The 19,508-nt window shown below is 69.5% G+C and carries 22 protein-coding genes and 3 tRNA genes; 2 read left to right on the top strand and 23 right to left on the bottom strand.

All coding sequences use genetic code 11. The features are described from left to right. Positions 1 to 19: 19 nt before the first annotated feature. The 13 genes from ACIG5F_RS29175 to rplJ form a co-directional block, all read right to left on the bottom strand. Complete coding sequence (locus tag ACIG5F_RS29175) at positions 20 to 901, bottom strand: hypothetical protein (RefSeq protein WP_396522887.1); 882 nt, start codon at positions 899 to 901, stop codon at positions 20 to 22. A 22-nt stretch (positions 902 to 923) separates the two neighbouring features. Next, positions 924 to 1,460 (bottom strand): hypothetical protein, encoded by a 537-nt coding sequence (locus ACIG5F_RS29170; RefSeq protein ID WP_396522885.1) that lies wholly within the window; start codon positions 1,458 to 1,460, stop codon positions 924 to 926. Positions 1,461 to 1,511: 51 nt separating this feature from the next. Further along, positions 1,512 to 2,768 carry an MCE family protein gene (locus tag ACIG5F_RS29165; RefSeq protein ID WP_396522883.1) on the bottom strand — a complete coding sequence of 419 codons (1,257 nt, stop codon included), beginning with the start codon at positions 2,766 to 2,768 and terminating at the stop codon, positions 1,512 to 1,514. Next, on the bottom strand, positions 2,768 to 3,946 hold the full coding sequence (locus tag ACIG5F_RS29160; protein ID WP_396522881.1) for an MCE family protein: 1,179 nt from the start codon (positions 3,944 to 3,946) through the stop codon (positions 2,768 to 2,770). The genes ACIG5F_RS29165 and ACIG5F_RS29160 overlap by 1 nt, the downstream gene beginning before the upstream one ends. Beyond that, the gene (locus ACIG5F_RS29155; RefSeq protein ID WP_396522879.1) at positions 3,943 to 5,130 is read right to left on the bottom strand and encodes an MCE family protein; all 1,188 of its coding nucleotides are present in this window, start codon (positions 5,128 to 5,130) and stop codon (positions 3,943 to 3,945) included. Before ACIG5F_RS29155 ends, ACIG5F_RS29160 begins: the two co-directional genes overlap by 4 nt. After that, the gene (locus ACIG5F_RS29150) at positions 5,127 to 6,110 is read right to left on the bottom strand and encodes an MCE family protein (RefSeq protein WP_396522877.1); all 984 of its coding nucleotides are present in this window, start codon (positions 6,108 to 6,110) and stop codon (positions 5,127 to 5,129) included. The genes ACIG5F_RS29155 and ACIG5F_RS29150 overlap by 4 nt, the downstream gene beginning before the upstream one ends. Then, the gene (locus tag ACIG5F_RS29145; protein ID WP_396522875.1) at positions 6,107 to 7,132 is read right to left on the bottom strand and encodes an MCE family protein; all 1,026 of its coding nucleotides are present in this window, start codon (positions 7,130 to 7,132) and stop codon (positions 6,107 to 6,109) included. The genes ACIG5F_RS29150 and ACIG5F_RS29145 overlap by 4 nt, the downstream gene beginning before the upstream one ends. Further along, positions 7,129 to 8,451 carry an MCE family protein gene (locus tag ACIG5F_RS29140; RefSeq protein WP_396522873.1) on the bottom strand — a complete coding sequence of 441 codons (1,323 nt, stop codon included), beginning with the start codon at positions 8,449 to 8,451 and terminating at the stop codon, positions 7,129 to 7,131. Before ACIG5F_RS29140 ends, ACIG5F_RS29145 begins: the two co-directional genes overlap by 4 nt. Continuing rightward, on the bottom strand, positions 8,448 to 9,266 hold the full coding sequence (locus tag ACIG5F_RS29135; RefSeq protein WP_396522871.1) for an MlaE family ABC transporter permease: 819 nt from the start codon (positions 9,264 to 9,266) through the stop codon (positions 8,448 to 8,450). Before ACIG5F_RS29135 ends, ACIG5F_RS29140 begins: the two co-directional genes overlap by 4 nt. A gap of 10 nt (positions 9,267 to 9,276) precedes the next feature. Next, positions 9,277 to 10,065, bottom strand: coding sequence for an ABC transporter permease (locus tag ACIG5F_RS29130; RefSeq protein WP_211764994.1), 789 nt, complete (start codon positions 10,063 to 10,065; stop codon positions 9,277 to 9,279). Next, entirely contained in the window at positions 10,062 to 11,303 is a 1,242-nt protein-coding gene (locus ACIG5F_RS29125) for an ABC transporter ATP-binding protein (protein WP_396522869.1), read from the bottom strand. The genes ACIG5F_RS29130 and ACIG5F_RS29125 overlap by 4 nt, the downstream gene beginning before the upstream one ends. Positions 11,304 to 11,531: 228 nt before the next feature. Beyond that, positions 11,532 to 11,924, bottom strand: coding sequence for a 50S ribosomal protein L7/L12 (gene rplL, locus ACIG5F_RS29120; RefSeq protein WP_396522867.1), 393 nt, complete (start codon positions 11,922 to 11,924; stop codon positions 11,532 to 11,534). A 59-nt stretch (positions 11,925 to 11,983) separates the two neighbouring features. Further along, positions 11,984 to 12,550: a 50S ribosomal protein L10 gene (gene rplJ, locus ACIG5F_RS29115; protein ID WP_396522865.1), complete on the bottom strand. Its 567-nt coding sequence runs from the start codon at positions 12,548 to 12,550 to the stop codon at positions 11,984 to 11,986. Positions 12,551 to 12,845: 295 nt separating this feature from the next. On the opposite strand from rplJ, the gene ACIG5F_RS29110 reads away from it, so the two are divergent. Beyond that, the gene (locus tag ACIG5F_RS29110; RefSeq protein WP_396522863.1) at positions 12,846 to 13,394 is read left to right on the top strand and encodes a hypothetical protein; all 549 of its coding nucleotides are present in this window, start codon (positions 12,846 to 12,848) and stop codon (positions 13,392 to 13,394) included. Positions 13,395 to 13,735: 341 nt separating this feature from the next. Here ACIG5F_RS29110 and rplA read toward each other — a convergent pair whose 3' ends face one another. The 5 genes from rplA to ACIG5F_RS29085 form a co-directional block, all read right to left on the bottom strand. Then, positions 13,736 to 14,455 (bottom strand): 50S ribosomal protein L1, encoded by a 720-nt coding sequence (rplA, locus tag ACIG5F_RS29105; RefSeq protein ID WP_396523122.1) that lies wholly within the window; start codon positions 14,453 to 14,455, stop codon positions 13,736 to 13,738. 70 nt (positions 14,456 to 14,525) lie between these two features. After that, positions 14,526 to 14,960, bottom strand: a complete 435-nt coding sequence (gene rplK / locus ACIG5F_RS29100; RefSeq protein WP_116172377.1) for a 50S ribosomal protein L11 — start codon at positions 14,958 to 14,960, stop codon at positions 14,526 to 14,528. Between the two features lie 85 nt (positions 14,961 to 15,045). Then, positions 15,046 to 15,864, bottom strand: coding sequence for a transcription termination/antitermination protein NusG (nusG, locus tag ACIG5F_RS29095; protein ID WP_396522860.1), 819 nt, complete (start codon positions 15,862 to 15,864; stop codon positions 15,046 to 15,048). Positions 15,865 to 15,943: 79 nt separating this feature from the next. After that, the gene (gene secE / locus ACIG5F_RS29090; protein WP_396522858.1) at positions 15,944 to 16,384 is read right to left on the bottom strand and encodes a preprotein translocase subunit SecE; all 441 of its coding nucleotides are present in this window, start codon (positions 16,382 to 16,384) and stop codon (positions 15,944 to 15,946) included. Positions 16,385 to 16,413: 29 nt separating this feature from the next. Then, positions 16,414 to 16,486, bottom strand: a tRNA-Trp gene (locus ACIG5F_RS29085). A gap of 172 nt (positions 16,487 to 16,658) precedes the next feature. Between ACIG5F_RS29085 and ACIG5F_RS29080 the strand changes: the two genes are divergently transcribed. Further along, positions 16,659 to 17,900, top strand: coding sequence for a pyridoxal phosphate-dependent aminotransferase (locus ACIG5F_RS29080; protein ID WP_396522856.1), 1,242 nt, complete (start codon positions 16,659 to 16,661; stop codon positions 17,898 to 17,900). Positions 17,901 to 17,975: 75 nt separating this feature from the next. On the opposite strand, the gene ACIG5F_RS29075 is transcribed toward ACIG5F_RS29080, so the two are convergent. From ACIG5F_RS29075 to ACIG5F_RS29055, 5 genes are all read right to left on the bottom strand, one after another. After that, the gene (locus ACIG5F_RS29075; protein WP_396522855.1) at positions 17,976 to 18,401 is read right to left on the bottom strand and encodes a MaoC family dehydratase; all 426 of its coding nucleotides are present in this window, start codon (positions 18,399 to 18,401) and stop codon (positions 17,976 to 17,978) included. Continuing rightward, the gene (locus ACIG5F_RS29070; RefSeq protein WP_396522853.1) at positions 18,401 to 18,850 is read right to left on the bottom strand and encodes a MaoC family dehydratase N-terminal domain-containing protein; all 450 of its coding nucleotides are present in this window, start codon (positions 18,848 to 18,850) and stop codon (positions 18,401 to 18,403) included. Before ACIG5F_RS29070 ends, ACIG5F_RS29075 begins: the two co-directional genes overlap by 1 nt. Before the next feature lie 72 nt (positions 18,851 to 18,922). Further along, complete coding sequence (gene rpmG / locus ACIG5F_RS29065) at positions 18,923 to 19,087, bottom strand: 50S ribosomal protein L33 (protein WP_015105301.1); 165 nt, start codon at positions 19,085 to 19,087, stop codon at positions 18,923 to 18,925. A 140-nt stretch (positions 19,088 to 19,227) separates the two neighbouring features. Further along, positions 19,228 to 19,300 (bottom strand) — tRNA-Met (locus ACIG5F_RS29060). A 117-nt stretch (positions 19,301 to 19,417) separates the two neighbouring features. Beyond that, positions 19,418 to 19,490: transfer RNA gene (locus ACIG5F_RS29055), tRNA-Thr, on the bottom strand. Positions 19,491 to 19,508: the final 18 nt, after the last annotated feature.

The raw sequence follows: 19,508 nt of genomic DNA, 5'->3' as shown, positions 1-19,508 counted from the left end.
GAACACGCCACCCGCCCCCTCACCTCGGCGTGAGCTTGCTGATCAGCCATTTTCCACCCGACCGGGTGGCGTCGACGGTGTAGACGAGGCCGACCGAGTTGGACTGGTTGTTGTCGGCGCGTGTCGTGGTCTGGGTCAGGAACACCAGCAGCTCGGCGTTGTCGCCCTGCAGCTGCCGGACGCCGATCTTGGCGACCTGGCCGGTCACCACCGCCTTCTGGGCCGGGGCCTGGGCCTTGACCTGCTCGAACAGCTTGTTGTAGTCGCCGAGGAAGCTGCCGGTGCTCACCGCCTGGCCGGCCTTCTGGGCCCCGGCCAGGTCGGTGTACTTGTACGAGGACACCGTCTCCATGTCCCGGGTGACCTGCGTGATCACGTCCGTGGTGGCCCCCGTGTCGGTCAGCGCGGAGTTGGCCGCCGCGCCGCCGTCGAGCACCAGGCCGGCCTGGCCGCGGAACAGGAACCCGGCCGCCATCAGCACCGCGGCGATCAGGATCATCACGATCGGGCCAAGAATTGTTCGGGGCCGCAGCCGGTCCAGCGCGCGGCCGACCGGGGCCAGCCGCTCGCCGACCGGCTTGCGCTCCCGGGCCGGCGCCTCGGCCGGCTCGACGTCCGGGAAGACCCGCGCGAACTCGCGCTGCGCGACCCGCTCGTCCTCGACGGTCTCGGCGCCGATCACCTCGGGCGCGACGACCTCGACCGAGGCGGGGGTGTCGGCCGGGGCGGGGGTATCGGCCGGGGCGGGGGTGTCCGCCGGGGTGTCGTCGACCGGCAGCCGGCCGGACACGCGCTCGTCCGCCGGCGGCGTGGTCTCCGGCCGGGCCGGCCGGCGCAGGCCGGCGACCCGGGGCCGGCGGACCGGCGGCTGGGCGTTGGCGTTACGACGGGGAGGTGGCACCTGCTGGTCCTTCCGCGGCCGGCTACTGCGAGCCCAGGACGATGGAACCGGCCTGGCTGAGCTTCCAGCCCTGGTCCGTCCGGGACAGCTGGATCTGCATGGGCAGCCGGTTGGCCGGCTTGCCGTTGTCGGGGGTGACGTCGACCTCCACGATGGCCACCACTGTGGCGGTGCCGGCGCGGTCGTCCAGCTCGGTCACCGCGGCGTCCAGGACCTTCGCGGTCGAGCTGGTCTTCTGGTCGGTCAGCTGCTTCTTCCAGGTGGCCTCGCCCTGCTTGATCGCGGTGGCCAGGTCGCCGGTGGAGGACTGCACGAGCCGGTTGAACGAGGCGTCCGGGTCCTTGTAGTCCAGGGTGTAGAAGTTGACCAGCTCCCCCTTGCCGATCCTGAGCACCTCGTCCCGGGTGCCGGCGAACTTCACGGACTCGTCGCCCGACGCGCCGAGCCAGCTCGCCAGCGACACCCCGCAGAAGATCAGCGCCGCGAGCAGCACCACCGCCGCGACCGCGGACAGCGCGCCCTGCCACCGGCTGGTTCCGGTTGTCTGCTGGTTCGCCATGCCTCTCCAGGTTCGACTTCTCGGTCAGGGTAGGCCCGCGCCGGCCGGCCGTCAGCCCGGCAGGCCGAGCAGCTGGGCCAGGCCCGCCGGCCCGAGGCCCCCGCCACCCAGGCCGGGCAGCAGCCCGGCCAGCGGGTTGGCCGCCGTCGACTGCGCCTGCTGGCCCGAGCCGCCGGCCCCGGCCACCGGCGTGGCCGGCTTGCCGCCGTACGGGGCGTTCTGCGCGCCGCGCACGTCGATCGGGCTGCCCGTCGGCTCGGCGCAGTAGGCCTGTGTGTTCGGCGCGACCGGGGTAGTCACGTCGCCGGCCCGCCGCTGCGTGCCCTCGTAGCCCTTGGTGCACGGCGGCGGGTCGAACAGGTTCACCGCCAGCCCGAAGTGGGCCGTGCCGTCGCCGGGGATCACCGTGTACGAGCCGCCGATCACCGCCGGGTAGGTGACCAGGATCTGCTCGAGGCCGTCCCTGCGGGGCAGCAGGATCTGCGAGGTGGTCAGCAGGTTGGCGGTCAGGTTGCCCAGCGACACGCCGCTGTCGCGCAGCACGCCGTCGACCTGGTCGGCCGCCCCCGGCGTGGTGGCGATCAGCTTGCGCAGGTCCCCGTCCGAGCTCTTCAGCTGGGCGGCGAGCTGGGCCAGGCTGTGGCTGAACGACAGGATGTCCGAGGACTTGTCCAGCTGGGTTTGCAGCACCGTGTTGCCGTCGGCCAGCAGCCTGGTGGTCTGCGGCAGGTTCTGGGCCGCGGCCTGGGTGAAGCTGCTGGTGGTGTCGAGCAGGGTCTGCAGGTTCGGGCCGGCGCCCTGGAAGGCCGTGTCCAGCTCGTCGACGACGGTCTGCAGCGACTGCGTCGGCACCGAGCCGGCCAGGTCGTCCAGGTTGGTGAGCAGCCCCTGCACCGGCGGCGGGGTGGCGGTGCGGGCCTGCGGGATGGTCGCGCCGGCGGCCAGGTAGGGACCGCTGTCGGAGCTGGGCCTCAGGTCCATGTACTGCTCGCCGACCGCGGACCGGTCGGCCACGACCGCCTGGGAGCTGGCCGGGATCCGGGTGTCGTCGGAGTCGATGTCCAGCTCGACGCTGACGCCGTCCTTGGTCAGCGTGAGCGGCCCGACCCGGCCGATGGTCACGCCGCGGTAGGTCACCTCGCCGCCGGTGAAGATGCCGCCGGAGTCGGCCAGCGCCACGTTGATCGCGTAGCCACGTGGGCCGAACAGCCGGTCAAGGCCGGCGTAGCGGAAGCCGGCGTAGCTCACGCCGACCAGGGCGATCACCACGAACGCGATGATCTGGAGACGGACCCTGCGGGTCAGCATCAGTGCCCACCCCCACCCAGGAGTCCGCCGAGCAGGCCGCCGAGACCGCCGGAGTTGTTGGCGCCGGAGCCGGACGAGGAGCCGCCGGGCAGCGTGGGCAGCGGCAGCGGCACGCCGTTGCCGGAGCCGCCGGTCAGGCCGGGAATGCTGGGCAGGATGCTCTGCCGGGACCGGCCCAGGTTGGACACCACGTCGCCGAGGTTGAGGTCGAGGTCGGCGTACAGGTTGGTGTAGTCGCCCTTCACGCCGTTGAGCGTCGAGTCCGGGAACGGGAAGGTCAGCAGCAGCTGGAGCGACTTGGGCAGGTTCTGCCCGGTCGCGGCCAGCTGGGTCAGCGTGGGCTGCAGGTCCTTGAGGTCGGCGATCAGGTCGGCCTGGCTCTTGTTGACGGTGTCCACGGCCACGCCGGACAGCGTGCTCAGCGAGTTCAGCATGGTCACCAGCTGGTCGCGCTGCTGGGTCAGCACGGCCAGGCCGGGGCCGAGGTTGTCGATCGCCCCGGCCAGCTCGTCACGCTGGGTGTTGAGCGTGCCGGACAGCCGGTTGAGGCCGTCCAGGGCCTGGGTGATGTCGCCCTTGTGCGCGTCCAGGTTGGACACCAGCGTGTTGACGTTGGTCAGCAGCTGGCGGATCTGCGGCTCGTTGCCGGACAGCGCGCTGTTGAGCTCCTTGGAGATGTCCTGGAGCTGGCCGATGCCGCCGCCGTTGAGCAGCAGGGACAGCGCCCCGAACACCTCCTCGACCTCGGGGTTGCGGTTGGTGCGGTCCAGCGGGATGGTCGCCCCGTCGGCCAGCTGCCCGGTCGGGTTGGCCGGGGCAACCAGCTCCACGTACTTCTCGCCGAGCAGGCTGGACTGGCGCAGCTGGGCGGAGGCGTTGGCCGGCAGCTTCACGTCGCCGTTGACCTCGACGGTGACCTCGGCGGTCCAGCCGTCGCGGCCGAGGCCGATCGCGGCGACCTTGCCGATGGCCACGTCGTTGACCTTGACGCCGGCCTGCGGCACCAGGTCCAGCACGTCCTTGAACTCGACGTGCACGGTGTACGGGTGGCTGCCGAGGTCGGCGCCGCCGGGCAGCGGCAGGTCGTAGACGCCGCCGAACTCACCGCCGCCGCACCCGCCGGCGACGGTCGCGACGGTCACGGCGAGCACCGCCAGCGCGGGGACGCGGCGCTTCACTTCTCACCCCCGACGATGGACTGGCCCAGCAGCGGCACCGGCAGCGGCGGCAGCTTGCCCTGCTGGAGCGAGGAGATCACCTGCGCCACCGACGGCAGCGGCAGCGTCTGGTTGAGCACGCCGGCCAGCTGCCCGCACGCGTCGGTCAGCGCCGCCGGGATGTTCTTCGGGGCGAGCTGCTTGACCAGGTTGCACACCATGGTCAGCGGCGGCTGGGTCAGCTCGTTGATGTCGGCCCTGGTGTCCAGCGTGCCGGAGGCGGCGTTGTAGCTGTTCTGCAGGTTGCCCAGGGCCAGCGGGGCCACGTCGAGCGACTCGGCCAGGGCGTTGCGCTGGTCGACGAGCACCTTGGTCACCTCGGCAAGTTTGTCCACATTGGACTTGATCTCGGCCCGGTTGTCCTTGATGAAGCCCTGCACCTGGCCAAGGGCGGTGGCCAGCTGGCTCAGCGCGTCGGCCAGGTCGGTCCGCTCGCCGGCCAGATAGCCCGACACCTGCGACAGCTGGTCGTTGAAGGTCCGCACCTGCTGGTCGCTCTGGGCCAGCGTGGTGACGAACTTCTGCAGGTTGTCCACGGTGCCGAACAGGTCGTCCTTGGAGCCGGCCAGGGTCTGCGTGGCCTGCCCGAGCTGCTTGATGGTGTCGTTGATGTTCTGCCCGTTGCCGTCCAGGTTGGCCGCGGCGGTGTTGAGCAGATCCGACAGCGCGCCGTTCTTGTTGGCGCCGTTGGGTCCCAGCGTCGTGGTCAGCTTGTCCAGGCTCTGGTAGAGCTGGTCCAGCTCGACCGGGGTGGCCGTGCGCTCGCGGGGAATGCTGGCGTTGTCGGCCAGCTTCGCGCCGCCGGTGTAGACCGGAGTCAGCTGGACGTACCGGTCGCTGACCACGCTGGGCGCGACCACGACCGCCTGGGCGTCGGCCGGCACCGACACCGACTTGTCCACGGACATGTCGACCTTGACGGTCGCGCCCTGCGGCGTCACGGCGTCGATGCTGCCGACCCGCACGCCGAGCACCCGCACGTCGGAGCCCGGGTAGAGGCCGACCGCGGCCGAGAAGTACGCGGTGACCCGGTTCTGGTTGGTGGCCGACAGCAGCCACCACACGGCGGTCGCGACGACCAGCGCCAGCACGCACACGATGGCGATCGCCTGCGCCAGGCCGAGTCGGGTCCTGGTGGCCATCATGGCGAGCACCCCTCGGGATTGACCGGGCCGATGGACGGCGGCAGCAGCCCGCAGATGTAGGTGTCGAACCAGCGGCCGCTGCCCAGGGTGTTGGCGAACACCCGGTAGAACGGCGCCAGGTCGGCGATGCTCTTGGACAGGTTGGCCTGGTTGCGTTCCAGCACCGTGGTGACCTTGTCCAGCTGCTGCAGCGCCGGCTGGAGCTGGGCCTGGTTGTCGTTGACCAGGCCGGACAGCTGGGTCGACAGGCTCTTGGTGCCCGACAGCAGCTGGCTGATCGCGCTCTCCCGGCTCTTGAGCTCGCCCAGCAGCAGGTTGCCGTCCGAGAGCAGGGTCTGGAACTCCTTGTCCCGGTCGGAGATGGTCTTGGTGATCTGGTTGGTGTTGCTGAGCAGCTGGGCCAGCTGCTGGTCGCGGGAGGAGATCGTCTTGGACAGCGAGGACAGGCCGTCCAGCGCGGTCTTCACGTCCTGCGGGGTGTTGGCGAAGGTCTGCGACAGCACCTCGAAGCTCTGCGCCAGCTGGTTGGTGTCCACCTGGTCGACGGTGGCGGCCAGGCCGTTGAAGGCCTCGTTCACGTCGTAGGGGGCCAGCGTGTGGTTGCGCGGGATGGCGGTGCCGGGGTCGAGGGCCTTGCTGCCCTGCGGATCCAGCGACAGGTACTTCTGGCCCAGCAACGTCTTGATCTTGATGGCGGCCGTGGTCTGGTCGCCGACCCAGGCGTTGTCCACCCGGAAGTCGACCTTCACGTGGTCGCCGTCCAGGCCGACCGAGCGGACCTTGCCCACCTTCACGCCGGCGATGCGCACCTCGTTGCCCGGCACCAGCCCGGCGGCCTCGCTGAAGTCGGCCGAGTAGGTGGTGCCGCCGCCGATGATCGGCAGGTCGTCGGAGAAGAAGGCGGCCAGCATCAGCAGCGCGATGACGGTCAGCCCGACCGCGCCGATGACGATCGGGTTGCGCTCACGGAAGGGCTTCACGCCTTGCACCTCGCCTGGGTCACCGGCTCGACGGGCAGCGTCACCGGGGCGATGATCGGCGGCACCGCGACCGTTCCGCTGGCGCTGCACAGGAAGAAGTTGAACCAGGAGCCGTAGGTGGCGGTCCGGGTGATCGTCTCCACCTTGCCCGGCAGCCTCTGCAGGAACTGGTTGAGCAGGTCGTTGTCGCCCAGGTTCTTCGACAGCGTGCCCAGCTGGGCGATGTCGTCCTTGAGCGGGCCGCGCCCCTGCTGGAGCAGGCCCGCGGTGCTGTCGGCCAGGTCGCCCAGCGCGCTGATGGAGTCGCCGATCGGCTTGCGCTCGGCGGCGAAGCCGCTGACCAGCTGCTGGAGCTGGGTGATCAGCGTGGACAGCTGGTCGCCGTGCGCGTTGACCGTGCTCAGCACCGAGTTGAGATTGTCGATGACCTGCCCGATCACCTGGTCCTTGTCGGCGATGGTCGAGGTCAGCGAGGCGGTGTGCACGAGCAGGCTGTCGATGGTGCCGCCCTCGCCCTGCAACACCTGGATGATCTCGTAGGACAGCTTGTTCACGTCGTCCGGGGACAGCGCCTGGAACAGCGGCTTGAAGCCGTTGAACAGCACGGTCAGGTCCAGCGCCGGCTTGGTGTGGTCCAACGGGATGGTGGCGCCCGGGGACAGCACCGCGTTCGGGTCGCCGACGCCGGGCTCCAGCGCGATGTAGCGCTGGCCGACCAGGTTGCGGTACTTGATGGTGGCGGTCACCGAGGCCGGCAGCTTGCGCTGGCCGTCGAGCGAGAACGACACCTGGGCCTGTCGGCGGTCGACCACCTGGATGCTCTCCACCGAGCCGACCCGGACCCCGGCGATGCGCACGTCGTCGCCGACGTTGAGCGAGGTGACGTCGCTGAAGCGGGCCGAGTAGTCGGCGGCCGAGCGCAGGTCCACGTTGGCGATGGTGAGCGCGAGCAGGCTGGTGGCCAGCACGGTGATCACCATGAAGACGATCAGTTTGGTCAGCGGTCCGGCGAGGCCCCTCACTTGAGCGTCACCTCCGCGCCCCGGTAGAGCGGGCCGACCAGCAGGCCGCTGGCGCCGGGCACGTCGTTGGGGGGCAGCCCCAACGACGGTCCGAGCAGCAGGGAGAGCATGTCCAGCTCCTGGGGCGAGTTGGGCAGGCCGAGCGTGGCCGACTGGGTCAGGGTGGAGGTCGCCGTGCCGGCGGGCAGGATGCCGTCGTTGGTGCTGCGGGCCGGCGTCGGCGGCTTGGAGCCGTCCTTGATCGGGCCGTCCGGCGGGTACTGCGGGAACGGGTCCGGGCTCGGGTTCAGGTCGTAGCAGCGCGGGCCACGGGTGTCGGAGTAGCGCGGCTCGTCCTGGTTGGGCACGTACTTGCCGCGGTTGGCGGTGATCTCCAGCGTGATGTGCAGGCCGGGATTGTCGGTGCCCTTGCCGAAGGCCTGGTCCACGCGCGGCACGAAGCCGGCGATCTGCTTGAACAGGCACTGGTACTCGGGCGCGTACTTGGCCAACACGTCCAGCGTCGGCTTGGCCGTGGCGGCCAGGTTGATCAGGTTGTTCTTGTTGGCGTACAGGAAGTTCGTCAGGTCGCCGCTGGCCGTGGTCACCGACGCGTACAGGTTGGCCAGGTTCTGCTTCTGGTCGACCAGGGTCCTGCTGGTGGTGGTCAGGTCGGACAGCGCGTTGATCAGGTCCGGCGCGGCCTTGCTGTAGGTGTCCGACAGCGAGGCCAGCTTCTTGATGTCGGCGTCCAGGTTGGGCAGCGACGGATTGAGCTGACCCAGGTAGGAGTCCAGCTGCACCAGGGTCTGCCCCAGCTGCTCGCCCCGCCCGGACAGGGCCTGGTCGATCGCGGTCAGCGTGGTCGCCAGCTTCTCCGGCTGCACCGCCTGCAACACCGGCATCAGGTCGTCGAGCACCCGCTCCAGCTCGATCGCCGAACTGCTGCGGTCCTGCGGGATCACGTCGCCGGCGGCGATGGGCCGCGACGAGGGATCGCTGGGCAGCACCAGATCCACGTAGCGCTCGCCGAACAGCGTCTTGGGCAGCAGCTGCGCCGAGACGTTGGCGGGGATCAGGTTCACCTTGTCCGGCTGCAGCGCCAGGGCGAGCTGCGCGCCGTCGCCGGTGGAGGTGATCGACGAGACCTCGCCGACGATCAGCCCGCGCACCTTCACGTCCGACTGGGTCATCAGCTGGTTGCCGACGTGGTCGGTGCGCAGCAGCACGGTGACCGAGCGGGTGAAGGCCCCGGCGTAGGTGGCGATGCAGAACCACACGATCAACGCGATGACCGCGATGAACGCGACGCCCATGAGCCTGCGCCTGGCGACCCTCATCCGGCGATCCTCACCGTCGTGGTCGTGCCCCAGATGGCCAGGCTCAGGAAGAAGTCCAGCAGGCTGGTGGTGACGATCGCGGTCCGCACCGCGCGGCCGACCGCCACGCCCACGCCGGCCGGGCCGCCGCTGGCCCGATAGCCGTAGAAGCAGTGCACCAGGATGATCACCACGCTGAAGACGAGGACCTTGCCGAACGACCACAGCACGTCGACCGGTGGCAGGAACAGGTTGAAGTAGTGGTCGTAGGTGCCGGCGGACTGCCCGTACACCTCGACGGTGATCGTGCGAGCGGCCACATAGGACGTCAGCAGGCCGATCACGTACAGCGGGATGACCGCGATGAAGCCGGCGATGATCCGGGTGGTGACCAGGAACGGCAGGCTGGGCACGCCCATCACCTCGAGCGCGTCGATCTCCTCGGAGATGCGCATCGCGCCCAGCTGCGCGGTGAAACCGGAGCCGACCGTCGCCGACAGCGCCAGGCCGGCGACCAGCGGCGCGATCTCCCGGGTGTTGAAGTACGCGGAGACGAAGCCGGCGAAGGCCGAGGTGCCGATCTGGTTCAGCGCGGCGTAACCCTGAAGGCCGACAACGGTTCCGGTGAACACCGACAGGCCGACCATGACGCCGATGGTGCCGCCGATGACCGCCAGCGCGCCGCTGCCGAAGCTGACTTCGGCCAGCAGCCGCAGCAGTTCCTTGAAGTAGCGGGTGAGCGTGCGCGGCGTCCAGGCCAATGCCTTGAGGTAGAAGGCAAGTTGGTCCCCGAAGTTGTCGAGGATCTCAAGTGGACGGTTCACCGCGCGTCGCATCGAGGCCACGTCACATCCCCTTCGCCGGAACCAGCTGGAGATAGATCGTGGTGAGCACGAAGTTCACGAAGAACAGCAGCAGGAAGGTGATGACCACGGACTGGTTCACCGCGTCGCCGACGCCCTTGGGGCCGCTGCCCGGGTTCAGGCCGCGGTAGGCGGCCACGATGCCGGCCAGGAAACCGAAGATGACCGCCTTGATCTCGCTGATCCACAGGTCCGGCAGCTGGGCCAGCGCGGAGAAGCTGGCCAGGTAGGCGCCGGGCGTGCCGCCTTGCAGGATCACGTTGAAGAAGTAGCCGCCGAGCACGCCGACCACGCTGACCATTCCGTTGAGCAGCAAGGAGATCAGCATCGAGGCGAGCACCCGCGGCACCACGAGGCGCTGGATCGGCGAGACGCCAAGCACCTCCATCGCGTCGATCTCGTCGCGGATCTTGCGGGAGCCGAGGTCGGCGCAGATCGCCGAACCGCCGGCCCCGGCGATCAGCAGCGCCGTCACGATCGGGCTGGCCTGCTGGATGATCGCCAGCACCGATGCCGCGCCGGTGAACGACTGCGCGCCGATCTGGCGGGTCAGCGAACCGAGCTGGAGCGCGATCACCGCGCCGAACGGGATGGACACCAGCGCCGTGGGCAGGATGGTGACGCTGGCGATGAACCAGCACTGCTGGATGAACTCCCGCAGCTGGAACGGCCGGCGGAACACCATGCGGACGGTGTCCAGGCCGAGCGCGAACAGCTTGCCGGTCTCCCGCAGCGCCCCGGCGCCGGGGAAGTTGGCGGTTGGTGCGGTCACTTCTCACCGCCCCGGCGCAGCCAGCCCCGCTTGCGCCCCGGTTCGGGGGCGGGGCCCGGCGCGTCGTCGGAGGTCAGTGCGCCCGACTGGGGCTGCCACTCGCTCTGCGGCAGGTCCGCGGTGCGCGGGTACGGGGTGGGTCGCGGCGTCGGACTCGGCGCCTGGTTCGCGGTGGCGGTCTGCACCGGGGGCTGGACCTGGGTGGCGGCCGTCGCCCCGGCGAACACGCCGTAGTGCTGCTGCTCCTGCGGGGTCAGGCTGTTGACGATCGCGTCCTGGGCCGAGGGCGGCAGCGTGTGCAGGATCTGCATCACCCGGTCCTTGCGCCGCTCCACGGCCCGGCGGACCGGCAGGCCCGGGGTCGGCTCCAGCTGCGGCACGATGCCGGTGCCGCCACCGCCCTTGGGTCCGCCCAGCGTGCCGGAGGAGCCGCCGGCGCGCAGCGCGGCCAGCTCGGCCGCGGCCTGGCCGGCGTCCTTCTCCTCGCTCATGCCGATCGGGCCCTCGCGGCGGCCGAGCAGGAACTGCTCGACGGCCGGCTCGGTCGAGGTCAGCAGCACCTCGCGGGGGCCGAACATGACCAGCTCGCGGCGGAACAGCATGCCGATGTTGTCCGGCACGGTGCGGGCGGTGCCGATGTCGTGCGTGACGATCAGGAAGGTGGCGTCGATCTGCGCGTTCAGGTCGACGATGAGCTGGTTGAGGTAGGCCACGCGGACCGGGTCGAGCCCGGAGTCCGGCTCGTCGAACAGGATGATCTCCGGGTCCAGCACCAGCGCCCGGGCCAGGCCGGCCCGCTTGCGCATGCCGCCGGAGATCTCGCCGGGCAGCTTCTTCTCGGCCCCGATGAGGCCGACCATCTCCATCTTCTCCAGCACGATGCGCCGGATCTCCGCCTCGCCCTTCTTGGTGTGCTCGCGCAGCGGGAAGGCGATGTTGTCGAACAGGTTCATCGAGCCGAACAGCGCGCCGTCCTGGAACAGCACGCCGAAGAGCTTGCGGATGTCGTAGAGCTTGTGCTCCGAGCAGCGCACGATGTCGGTGCCGGTGATGACGATCTTGCCGTGCTCCGGCTTGAGCAGACCGACCAGCGACTTCAGGAAGACCGACTTGCCGGTGCCCGACGGACCGAGCAGGACGCTGATCTCGCCGGGAGGCAGGGTCAGCGTGACGTCCCGCCAGATGGTCTGCTTGCCGAAGGACTTCGACAGCCCGTCGACGACCACCTCGACGCCCATCCGCACCTCCTCGTGACCCGGGTTGCTCCGAGTGCGAATTGTGCACCCCATCGCGCGGCGACGCCGTGGGACGTCGTCTCCCTGGTGCAACGACCACGGACGGCGAAGGTTACTGGCGAGTTTCCTCCGATCGGGAACCCGTTGCCCAGCCGTTATGGTCCGGATGCAGCAGAGGCGGCCACCCTAACGGGTGACCGCCTCCGCGGGAACAGCTGTGGAGCTACGAGATCACTTGAGGGTGATCTTGGCGCCAGCGGCCTCGAGCTTCTCCTTGGCGGCCTCGGCGGCCTCCTTGGCGACCTTCTCCAGGACCGGCTTCGGGGCGGCCTCGACCAGCTCCTTGGCCTCCTTCAGGCCCAGGCCCGAGACGACCTCGCGGACAACCTTGATGACCTGGATCTTCTTGTCGCCGGCCGACTCCAGCACGACGTCGAACTCGTCCTGCTCCTCGGCGGCCTCGGCCGGAGCGGCGCCCGCGGCGCCACCGACGGCGGCAACGGCGACCGGCGCGGCGGCGGTGACCTCGAAGGTCTCCTCGAACTGCTTCACGAACGCGGACAGCTCCAGGAGGGTCATCTCCTTGAAGGCGTCGAGCAGCTCGTCGGTGGTGAGCTTAGCCATGATGGCGTTCCTTCCTTACTGAATACGTGGCCGCCATGCAGGCGGGGATAGGGCTTTGGTCAGGCCTCGACCGGGGCGTCGGCCGGAGCCTCGGCCTCGGCAGCCGGCGCACCGGCGGCCTTCTTCTCCTGCAACGCGGCGGCCAGCCGGGCGACCTGGGAGGCAGGCGCCTGGAACAGACCGGCGGCCTTGGACAGGTTGCCCTTCATGGCGCCGGCGAGCTTCGCCAGCAGCACCTCACGGGAGTCGAGGTCAGCGATCTTGCTGACCTCGTCCACCGAGAGGGCCTTGCCGTCCATGTAGCCGCCCTTGACGACAAGGGCCTTGTTGTCCTTCGCGAAGTCACGGATCGCCTTGGCCGCGTCGACCGGCTCGCCCTCGATGAAGGCGATGGCGGTCGGGCCGACCAGCAGGCTCTCGAGCCCCTCGATGCCAGCGTCCTCGGCGGCCCGCTTGACCAGGGTGTTCTTCGCGACGGTGTACGTGGTGCCCTTGCCGAGAGCGCGCCGCAGCACGGTGAGCTGCGTCATGGTCAGCCCGCGATACTCGGTGACAACCGCGGCCGAGCTGGCCCGGAACTTCTCCGAGATCTCAGCAACGGCGGTGACCTTGCCTGGCTTCGCCATGGTCGCCTCCTCTCTGCTTGGTAGCGGGGAACCCGCGACACGTCGCGGGCGACCGCTGGAGGAGGAACTGCGAAAAGAGAACGTCCCGGCGCAGAGTGGCACGGGCCAGATGGGATCGTGACCGTCAAGAGTCGACGCGCGGTGACCGCGCGGATCCACTGCCTCGTCCTCCTGCGCGGGCCGCCCGCTTTCGCGGGACCTTCGTCTGGGCAAGCCAGACACCAGCGGTCTTCGGTGGAACTGACATCAGGGTAGCAACCCGGTGCCGTGAACTCCAAAACGATAGCCTTGCCCGGTGGCGAAGGAGCGGCGGCGGCGCGCGTACCTCCCGGCCGGCATCGTGATCCTGGCGGTGCTCGGCGGCGGTCAGTACTACCTGTCCAACATCTTCGCCCCCGCCGACACCGGCAGCGGCGCCAACGGTTCCGGCGGCGGCGCCCCTGGCGCGGGAATCCCCCTGGCCGGCGCCGCCAATCCCTCGATCGCCGTCAGCTCGGTGTACGCCGCGATCGGCAACGACGACCCAGCCAAAATCTGCCCGGCCTTCTTCAGCGCCCACGGCGAGCTGAACTTCGCCGCCGCCTTCGCCGCCGCCAGCTGCGAGGACGCCGTGCACAAGGCCCACGCCAAGGTCACCGACGCCCAGGCCTACGCCGGCCTGACCGTGCCGATCACCGCCGTGCACCAGCAGGGCTCCACCGCCGCGACCGTCAACTCGTGCGCCATGTCGATCAGCGGCGGCGACCCGCTCGGCATGTTCACCCTGTCGCACAGCACCAACGGCTGGGTCGTCGAGGACCTCAAGCCCGACCCCACGCCCTGCCCGCCGGCACCCACCAACTGAACCAGGATCAGCTCAACACCTGCTGGTCAGGCCCCCGGTTCCCGCGCATCCCCGGTTCGCACCGCCCCTGAGTGCCCCACCGACGCCGCGGTTCGCACCCAACCCGAGTTCCCACTCAAACCCGATTCGTACCGAACCCCAGTTCCCACCCAACCCCAGTTCCCACCCAACCCCAGTTCCCACCCAACCCAAGGGGGCGTCCCCCGCTGCCAGTCTATCGAGAGGGGACCGGCGCGAAGCTGGGCGAAGATCCACATGTGGACAACTCAGGGCCTGTGGACAACTACGAAAGGGCCGCACCCCTCGCGGGATGCGGCCCTTGTCGTTCAGCTGATTCGCACTCAGGCGCTGGCCTCGTCGGTCAGCAGGTTGCGGGTGCGGTTCGGGTCGACCGGGATGCCCGGGCCCATGGTGGTGGAGAAGGTGACCTTCTTCAGGTAACGGCCCTTGGCCGCGGACGGCTTGGCCCGCAGCACCTCGTCCAGCGCGGCCGCGTAGTTCTCCACCAGCTTGTCGGTGTCGAACGAGGCCTTGCCGATCACCAGGTGCAGGTTGGCCTGCTTGTCCACCCGGAAGTTGATCTTGCCGCCCTTGATCTCGGTGATCGCCTTGGCGACCGCCGGGGTCACGGTGCCGGTCTTGGGGTTCGGCATCAGGCCACGGGGGCCGAGGATGCGGGCGATGCGACCGACCTTCGCCATCTGGTCGGGCGTCGCGATCGCGGCGTCGAAATCGAGCCAGCCACCCTGGATGCGCTCGATCAGGTCGTCGCTGCCGACGGCGTCCGCGCCGGCGGCCTCGGCCTCGGCGGCCTTGTCGCCGGTCGCGAACACGATCACCCGCGCGGTCTTGCCGGTGCCGTGGGGCAGGTTGACGGTGCCACGAACCATCTGGTCGGCCTTGCGGGGGTCGACACCGAGACGGATCGCGACCTCGACGGTGGCGTCCAGCTTGACCTTGGAGGTCTCCTTCGCCAGGTTGGCGGCCTCGAGCGGCGAGTACAGCCGCTCCCGGTCCACCAGCTCGGCGGCCTGGCGGTATGCCTTGCTGCGCTGCATGATTCCTGTCCTTCGTGGATCAGTAGTGGTTATGAGCTGCGCCCAGCTCTCCCACGCCTTCGGAAAGTGTGTGTCAGCCTTCGACCGTGATGCCCATGGAACGGGCGGTGCCGGCGATGATCTTCGCCGCCTGGTCCAGGTCGTCGGCGTTGAGGTCGGTCATCTTGGTCTGGGCGATCTCGCGCACCTGGTCCCAGCTGACCTTGGCGACCTTGGTCTTGTGCGGCTCGCCGCTGCCCTTCTCCACACCGGCGGCCTTGAGCAGCAGCTTCGCGGCCGGCGGGGTCTTGAGCTTGAAGTCGAACGAGCGGTCTTCGTACACGGAGATCTCGACCGGCACGACGGTGCCACGCTGCGACTCGGTCGCGGCGTTGTAGGCCTTGCAGAACTCCATGATGTTGACGCCGTGCTGGCCCAGCGCCGGGCCGACGGGCGGCGCCGGGTTGGCGAGACCGGCCTTGATCTGCAGCTTGATGATCGCTGCGAGCTTCTTCTTCTTGGGTGGCATTTCTTGTGTCCTGTATTCCGTGTGGTTCCGCGCGGGGGCCCTGCCCGCCACCCGCGTGGCTGCTCGGCTCCCTTCCGGGAACCGGTCAGATCTTGGAGACCTGGGTGAACGACAGCTCGACCGGCGTCTCGCGACCGAAGATCGACACGAGCACCTTCAGCTTCTGGCCGTCCGCGTTGACCTCACTGATGGTAGCCGGCAGCGTGGCGAACGGTCCGTCCATGACGGTGACGGACTCGCCGACCTCGAAGTCGACCTCGACGGTGGGCTTGGCCACGGCGGCGGCCTTCTTGCCGCCTTCCTGCTTGGCCGTGTCCTGCTCGACCTGCGGGAGCAGGAACTTGAGCACGTCGTCCAGGCTGAGCGGGGACGGCTTGGAGGTGGCGCCCACGAACCCGGTGACCCCGGGGGTGTTGCGCACGGCGCTCCAGGACGAGTCGTTCAGTTCCATCCGGACCAGGATGTAGCCGGGCAGCACCTTGCGCTGCACCTGCTTGCGCTGGCCGTTCTTGATCTCGGTGACTTCCTCGGTGGGCACCTCGACCTGGAAGATGAAGTCCTCCATGTCCAGGGTCTGGATGCGCGTCTCGAGGTTGGTCTTGACCTTGTTCTCGTAACCGGCGTACGAGTGCACGACGTACCAGTCGCCGGGGGCGTGCCGCAGCGCGGCCCGCATCTCCTCGGCCGGGTCCAGGTTCTCGTCGACGGCCTCGGCGGCCGGCTCCTCGTCGCCGTCCGCGGACTCGTCCTCGTTGGCGAGGTCGTCGTCCTCGGACTCGACCTGCTCGACCTCGCTGTCCTCGGCCACGTCCAGGTCGGCGTCGGACTCGACCTCGACGACGTCCTGCTCGTCGGCGCCCGTCAGCTCCTGGTCGGCGGCGGCGGCGCCGTTCTCGGAGGTCACAGCTGGGTCTCGCTTCCTCTCGTGCGTCAGTGTCCGGTCGCTCACGCCGGCGACCGGTGGCCCCGCATCCCCCGCTCGGCTACTTGCCGAACACGAAGGACACGCCCTGGAGGAAGGCGTAGTCCAGACCGAAGACCAACGCCACCATCACGGCCACGAACACCAGCACGACGATCGTGTACGTCACCAGCATCTTGCGCGTCGGCCAGATGACCTTGCGCAGTTCGGCGACGACCTCGCGAAGGAAGCGGACCAAGCGCTTGAAGACGTTGGGCCGCTTGACCTGTCGGTCGCGGGACGCCGTCTTCTCGCCGCGGTCTTCCTTCGACTCGGTTGTCTTACCGCCCTTGGTGCTGACGACCTTGGCCGAGTCGGCCTTGGCCGACTCAGTCTGGCCGCTGCCGCTGTCCGGCGCGACCTGGCGGGCGGAGGCACGACGCTCGCGTCGCGCAGCGGCGGTGACCGGACGGGCGGCGCTCTCGCGCTTGTCCGTCGGCTCCTGCTCGCGGTCCTCGCTCACGCCATCCTCCGCTCACCAAAGCTTCGATGCAGGGGCGACAGGACTTGAACCTGCAACCTGCGGTTTTGGAGACCGCTGCTCTGCCAGTTGAGCTACACCCCTTTGAGGCCGTCCTCTGCCGTCCCACGGACTCCGTGGGAACAGGCTTCATCACGACCCGGCTCGGCAGAGTCTACGGCACGAACGGGTGGTCACTGCAACCGCACTGGTCAACAGCGGTGTTCGGGGCCCCCGGACGCTAATTCGGTGGGTGGCGTCTGCCACCATGAAGGCCATGGCAGCCCCCGAAGCTCCCCCTGTCCACAGCCCCGCGGATCGCCGCCGGGTCTCCGCTCGCATCGGCGGCATCGCCGAGTCCGCCACCCTCGCGGTGGACGCGAAGGCGAAGGCGCTCAAGGCGGCGGGCCGGCCGGTGATCGGATTCGGCGCCGGCGAACCCGACTTCCCCACCCCCGAGGCGATCGTGGAGGTGGCCGCGGCCGCCGCCCTCGATCCCCGCAACCACCGCTACACGCCCGCGGCCGGCCTGCCCGAGCTGCGCGAGGCGGTGGCGGCCAAGACCGCCCGCGACTCCGGCTACCAGGTCCAGGCCAGCCAGGTGTTGATCACCAACGGCGGCAAGCAGGCCGTGTACCAGGCCTTCGCGACGTTGCTCGACCCGGGCGACGAGGTCCTCCTGCCGGCGCCGTACTGGACCACCTACCCCGAGGCGATCACCCTCGCCGGCGGCGTTCCGGTGCAGGTCACCGCGGACGAGTCGGCCGACTACCTGGTCACCGTCGAGCAGCTGGAGGCGGCCCGCACGCCGCGCACCAAGGTGCTGCTGTTCGTGTCGCCGTCCAACCCGACCGGCGCCGTCTACGACCGCGAGCAGACCGAGGCGATCGGCCGCTGGGCGCTGGAGCACGGGATCTGGGTGGTCACCGACGAGATCTACGAGCACCTGGTCTACGACGGCGCGCAGGCGCACTCGCTGCCGGTGCTGGTGCCGGAGCTGGCCGACACCACCGTCGTGCTCAACGGCGTGGCCAAGACGTACGCGATGACCGGCTGGCGGGTGGGCTGGATGATCTCCCCGGCCGATGTCACCAAGGCCGCCGCCAACCTCCAGTCGCACCTGACCTCGAACGTGGCCAACGTGTCGCAGCGGGCCGCGCTGGCCGCCGTGTCCGGCTCGCTGGACGCCGTCTACGCCATGCGCACCGCGTTCGACCGCCGCCGCAAGACCATGGTCGAGCTGCTGTCGGCCATCCCCGGCGTGCAGTGCCCGACCCCCAAGGGCGCGTTCTACTGCTACCCGTCGGTGAAGGGCCTGCTGGGCAAGGAGATCCGCGGCCAGCGCCCGCAGACCAGCGTCGAGCTGGCCGCCCTGGTGCTGGAGCACGCCGAGGTGGCCGTGGTGCCGGGCGAGGCCTTCGGCACCCCCGGCTACTTCCGGCTGTCCTACGCCCTCGGCGACGAGGACCTGGTCACCGGCGTCAACCGGATGGGCGACCTGCTCCGCGAGGCCAAGTAGCACTTCCTGTTCGTTCGGAAGGGGGCTTTCCTCCACTTGGAGTGAAGGAAAGCCCCCTTCCGAACATCACCGGAGCTAGCCGAGCTGGACGACGGCGGTGGGGCGGCCGAGCACGGTCTGCCCCTCGAAGGTGACGGTGATGGCCACCTTGGCCCGACCGTCCTCGGTGACTTCGGTCACCTTTCCGGAGATCTCCAGCAGCGCCCCGACGCCGTCGTTGGGCACCGGCACCGGCCGGGTGAACTTGGTGGTGGTCTCGACGATCGCGCCCGGGTCGCCGGCCCACTCGCTGACCAGCTCGTTGGCCAGCGCCATGGTCAGCATGCCGTGGGCGATGACGCCGGGCAGGCCGACCTCGGCGGCGAACTTCTCGTTCCAGTGGATCGGGTTGAAGTCCAGCGAGGCGCCCGCATAGCGGACCAGGTTGTCGCGGGTCACCCGGACCTGCTTGACGGGCAGTTCGTCGCCCTTGGTGACCTTGGAGGCCGGCAGCCGCCCCATCACGCGTCCTCTCCGCGGGCCACCAGCAGCCCCGTCGCCGTGCACACGGCCTCGCCGTCCTCGGTGCCGATCTCGGCCCGGACGGTGAGGAAGTCGTTGCCCATGCGGGTCTGCACGTCGTCCACGTGCACCGCGGTGACCAGCCGGTCGCCGGCGACCATGGGCCGGTGGTGGACGAAGGCCTGCGAGCCGTGCACCACCCGGCTGTAGTCCAGGCCCAGTTCGGGGTCGTCGACCACGATCGAGATGGACGTCATGGAGATGATCGTGGCGAAGGTCGGCGGCGCGATCACGTCGGCGTAGCCGGCGGCCCGCGCGGCGTCCGGGTCGCGGTGCAGCGGGCTGGTCGCGCCCACCGCGTCGGCGAACTCGCGGATCTTCGCGCGGCCTACCTCGTACACGTCACCCGGCGGGTAGCTGCGTCCTGTGAACGACTTGTCCAGTGGCACCCGGCCAGGTTAGAACGCGAAGAGCCCGCCACCGGCATGCGGGGCGGGCTCTTCGGGTGCTGCGGGGAAACGTCAGCGGGTTTCCTTGTGCGCACGGTGGGTCTTGCAGTTCGGGCAGAACTTCTTGATCTCCAGGCGGTCGGGGTCGTTCCGACGGTTCTTCCTGGTGATGTAGTTGCGGTGCTTGCACTCCTCGCACGCGAGGGTGATCTTCGGTCGCACGTCGGTCGCAGCCACGGGGCACCTCTCCTGTCACTAGTCCCCCGTGCCGGGGGTCAAGGGGGCGAAGCCCCCTTGCTCGGAGTCTGGGGCGAGAGCCCCAGTGTAATGGCGGAGCGATCAGGTCCGGCTCCGCCGGACACACGCCCTCCATCGAGTAGCGATGGCCGGACTTGAACCGGCGACACAGCGATTATGAGTCGCTTGCTCTACCAACTGAGCTACACCGCCTTACGCACCCCGGGGTCCGGGGCGAAGCCCCGGCGTGGGGCTTGGGGGCCGGGCCCCCAAATAGCATAGCGAGTGGCCATGATCGCGCTTTTTGCGATCATGGCCAACCCAGCCACGAGCCCCAATACGGAATCGAACCGTAGACCTTCTCCTTACCATGGAGACGCTCTGCCGACTGAGCTATTGGGGCCTTGCTCTTGCGGAGCGA

This window comes from Kutzneria sp. NPDC052558 (genome assembly GCF_044547355.1).
Lineage (GTDB): Bacteria > Actinomycetota > Actinomycetes > Mycobacteriales > Pseudonocardiaceae > Kutzneria.
This window is presented reverse-complemented; position numbering and strand designations above follow the sequence as displayed.

What these genes read in the sequence shown, in the direction of transcription:
- ACIG5F_RS29170 (WP_396522885.1), bottom strand. Translation starts at nt 1,460, where the DNA reads ATGGCGAACCAGCAGACAACCGGAACCAGCCGGTGGCAGGGCGCGCTG.
- ACIG5F_RS29165 (WP_396522883.1), bottom strand. Translation starts at nt 2,768, where the DNA reads ATGCTGACCCGCAGGGTCCGTCTCCAGATCATCGCGTTCGTGGTGATC.
- ACIG5F_RS29155 (WP_396522879.1), bottom strand. Translation starts at nt 5,130, where the DNA reads ATGATGGCCACCAGGACCCGACTCGGCCTGGCGCAGGCGATCGCCATC.
- ACIG5F_RS29140 (WP_396522873.1), bottom strand. Translation starts at nt 8,451, where the DNA reads ATGAGGGTCGCCAGGCGCAGGCTCATGGGCGTCGCGTTCATCGCGGTC.
- ACIG5F_RS29135 (WP_396522871.1), bottom strand. Translation starts at nt 9,266, where the DNA reads ATGCGACGCGCGGTGAACCGTCCACTTGAGATCCTCGACAACTTCGGG.
- ACIG5F_RS29125 (WP_396522869.1), bottom strand. Translation starts at nt 11,303, where the DNA reads ATGGGCGTCGAGGTGGTCGTCGACGGGCTGTCGAAGTCCTTCGGCAAG.
- rplL (WP_396522867.1), bottom strand. Translation starts at nt 11,924, where the DNA reads ATGGCTAAGCTCACCACCGACGAGCTGCTCGACGCCTTCAAGGAGATG.
- rplJ (WP_396522865.1), bottom strand. Translation starts at nt 12,550, where the DNA reads ATGGCGAAGCCAGGCAAGGTCACCGCCGTTGCTGAGATCTCGGAGAAG.
- rplK (WP_116172377.1), bottom strand. Translation starts at nt 14,960, where the DNA reads ATGCCACCCAAGAAGAAGAAGCTCGCAGCGATCATCAAGCTGCAGATC.
- ACIG5F_RS29080 (WP_396522856.1), top strand. Translation starts at nt 16,659, where the DNA reads ATGGCAGCCCCCGAAGCTCCCCCTGTCCACAGCCCCGCGGATCGCCGC.
- ACIG5F_RS29075 (WP_396522855.1), bottom strand. Translation starts at nt 18,401, where the DNA reads ATGGGGCGGCTGCCGGCCTCCAAGGTCACCAAGGGCGACGAACTGCCC.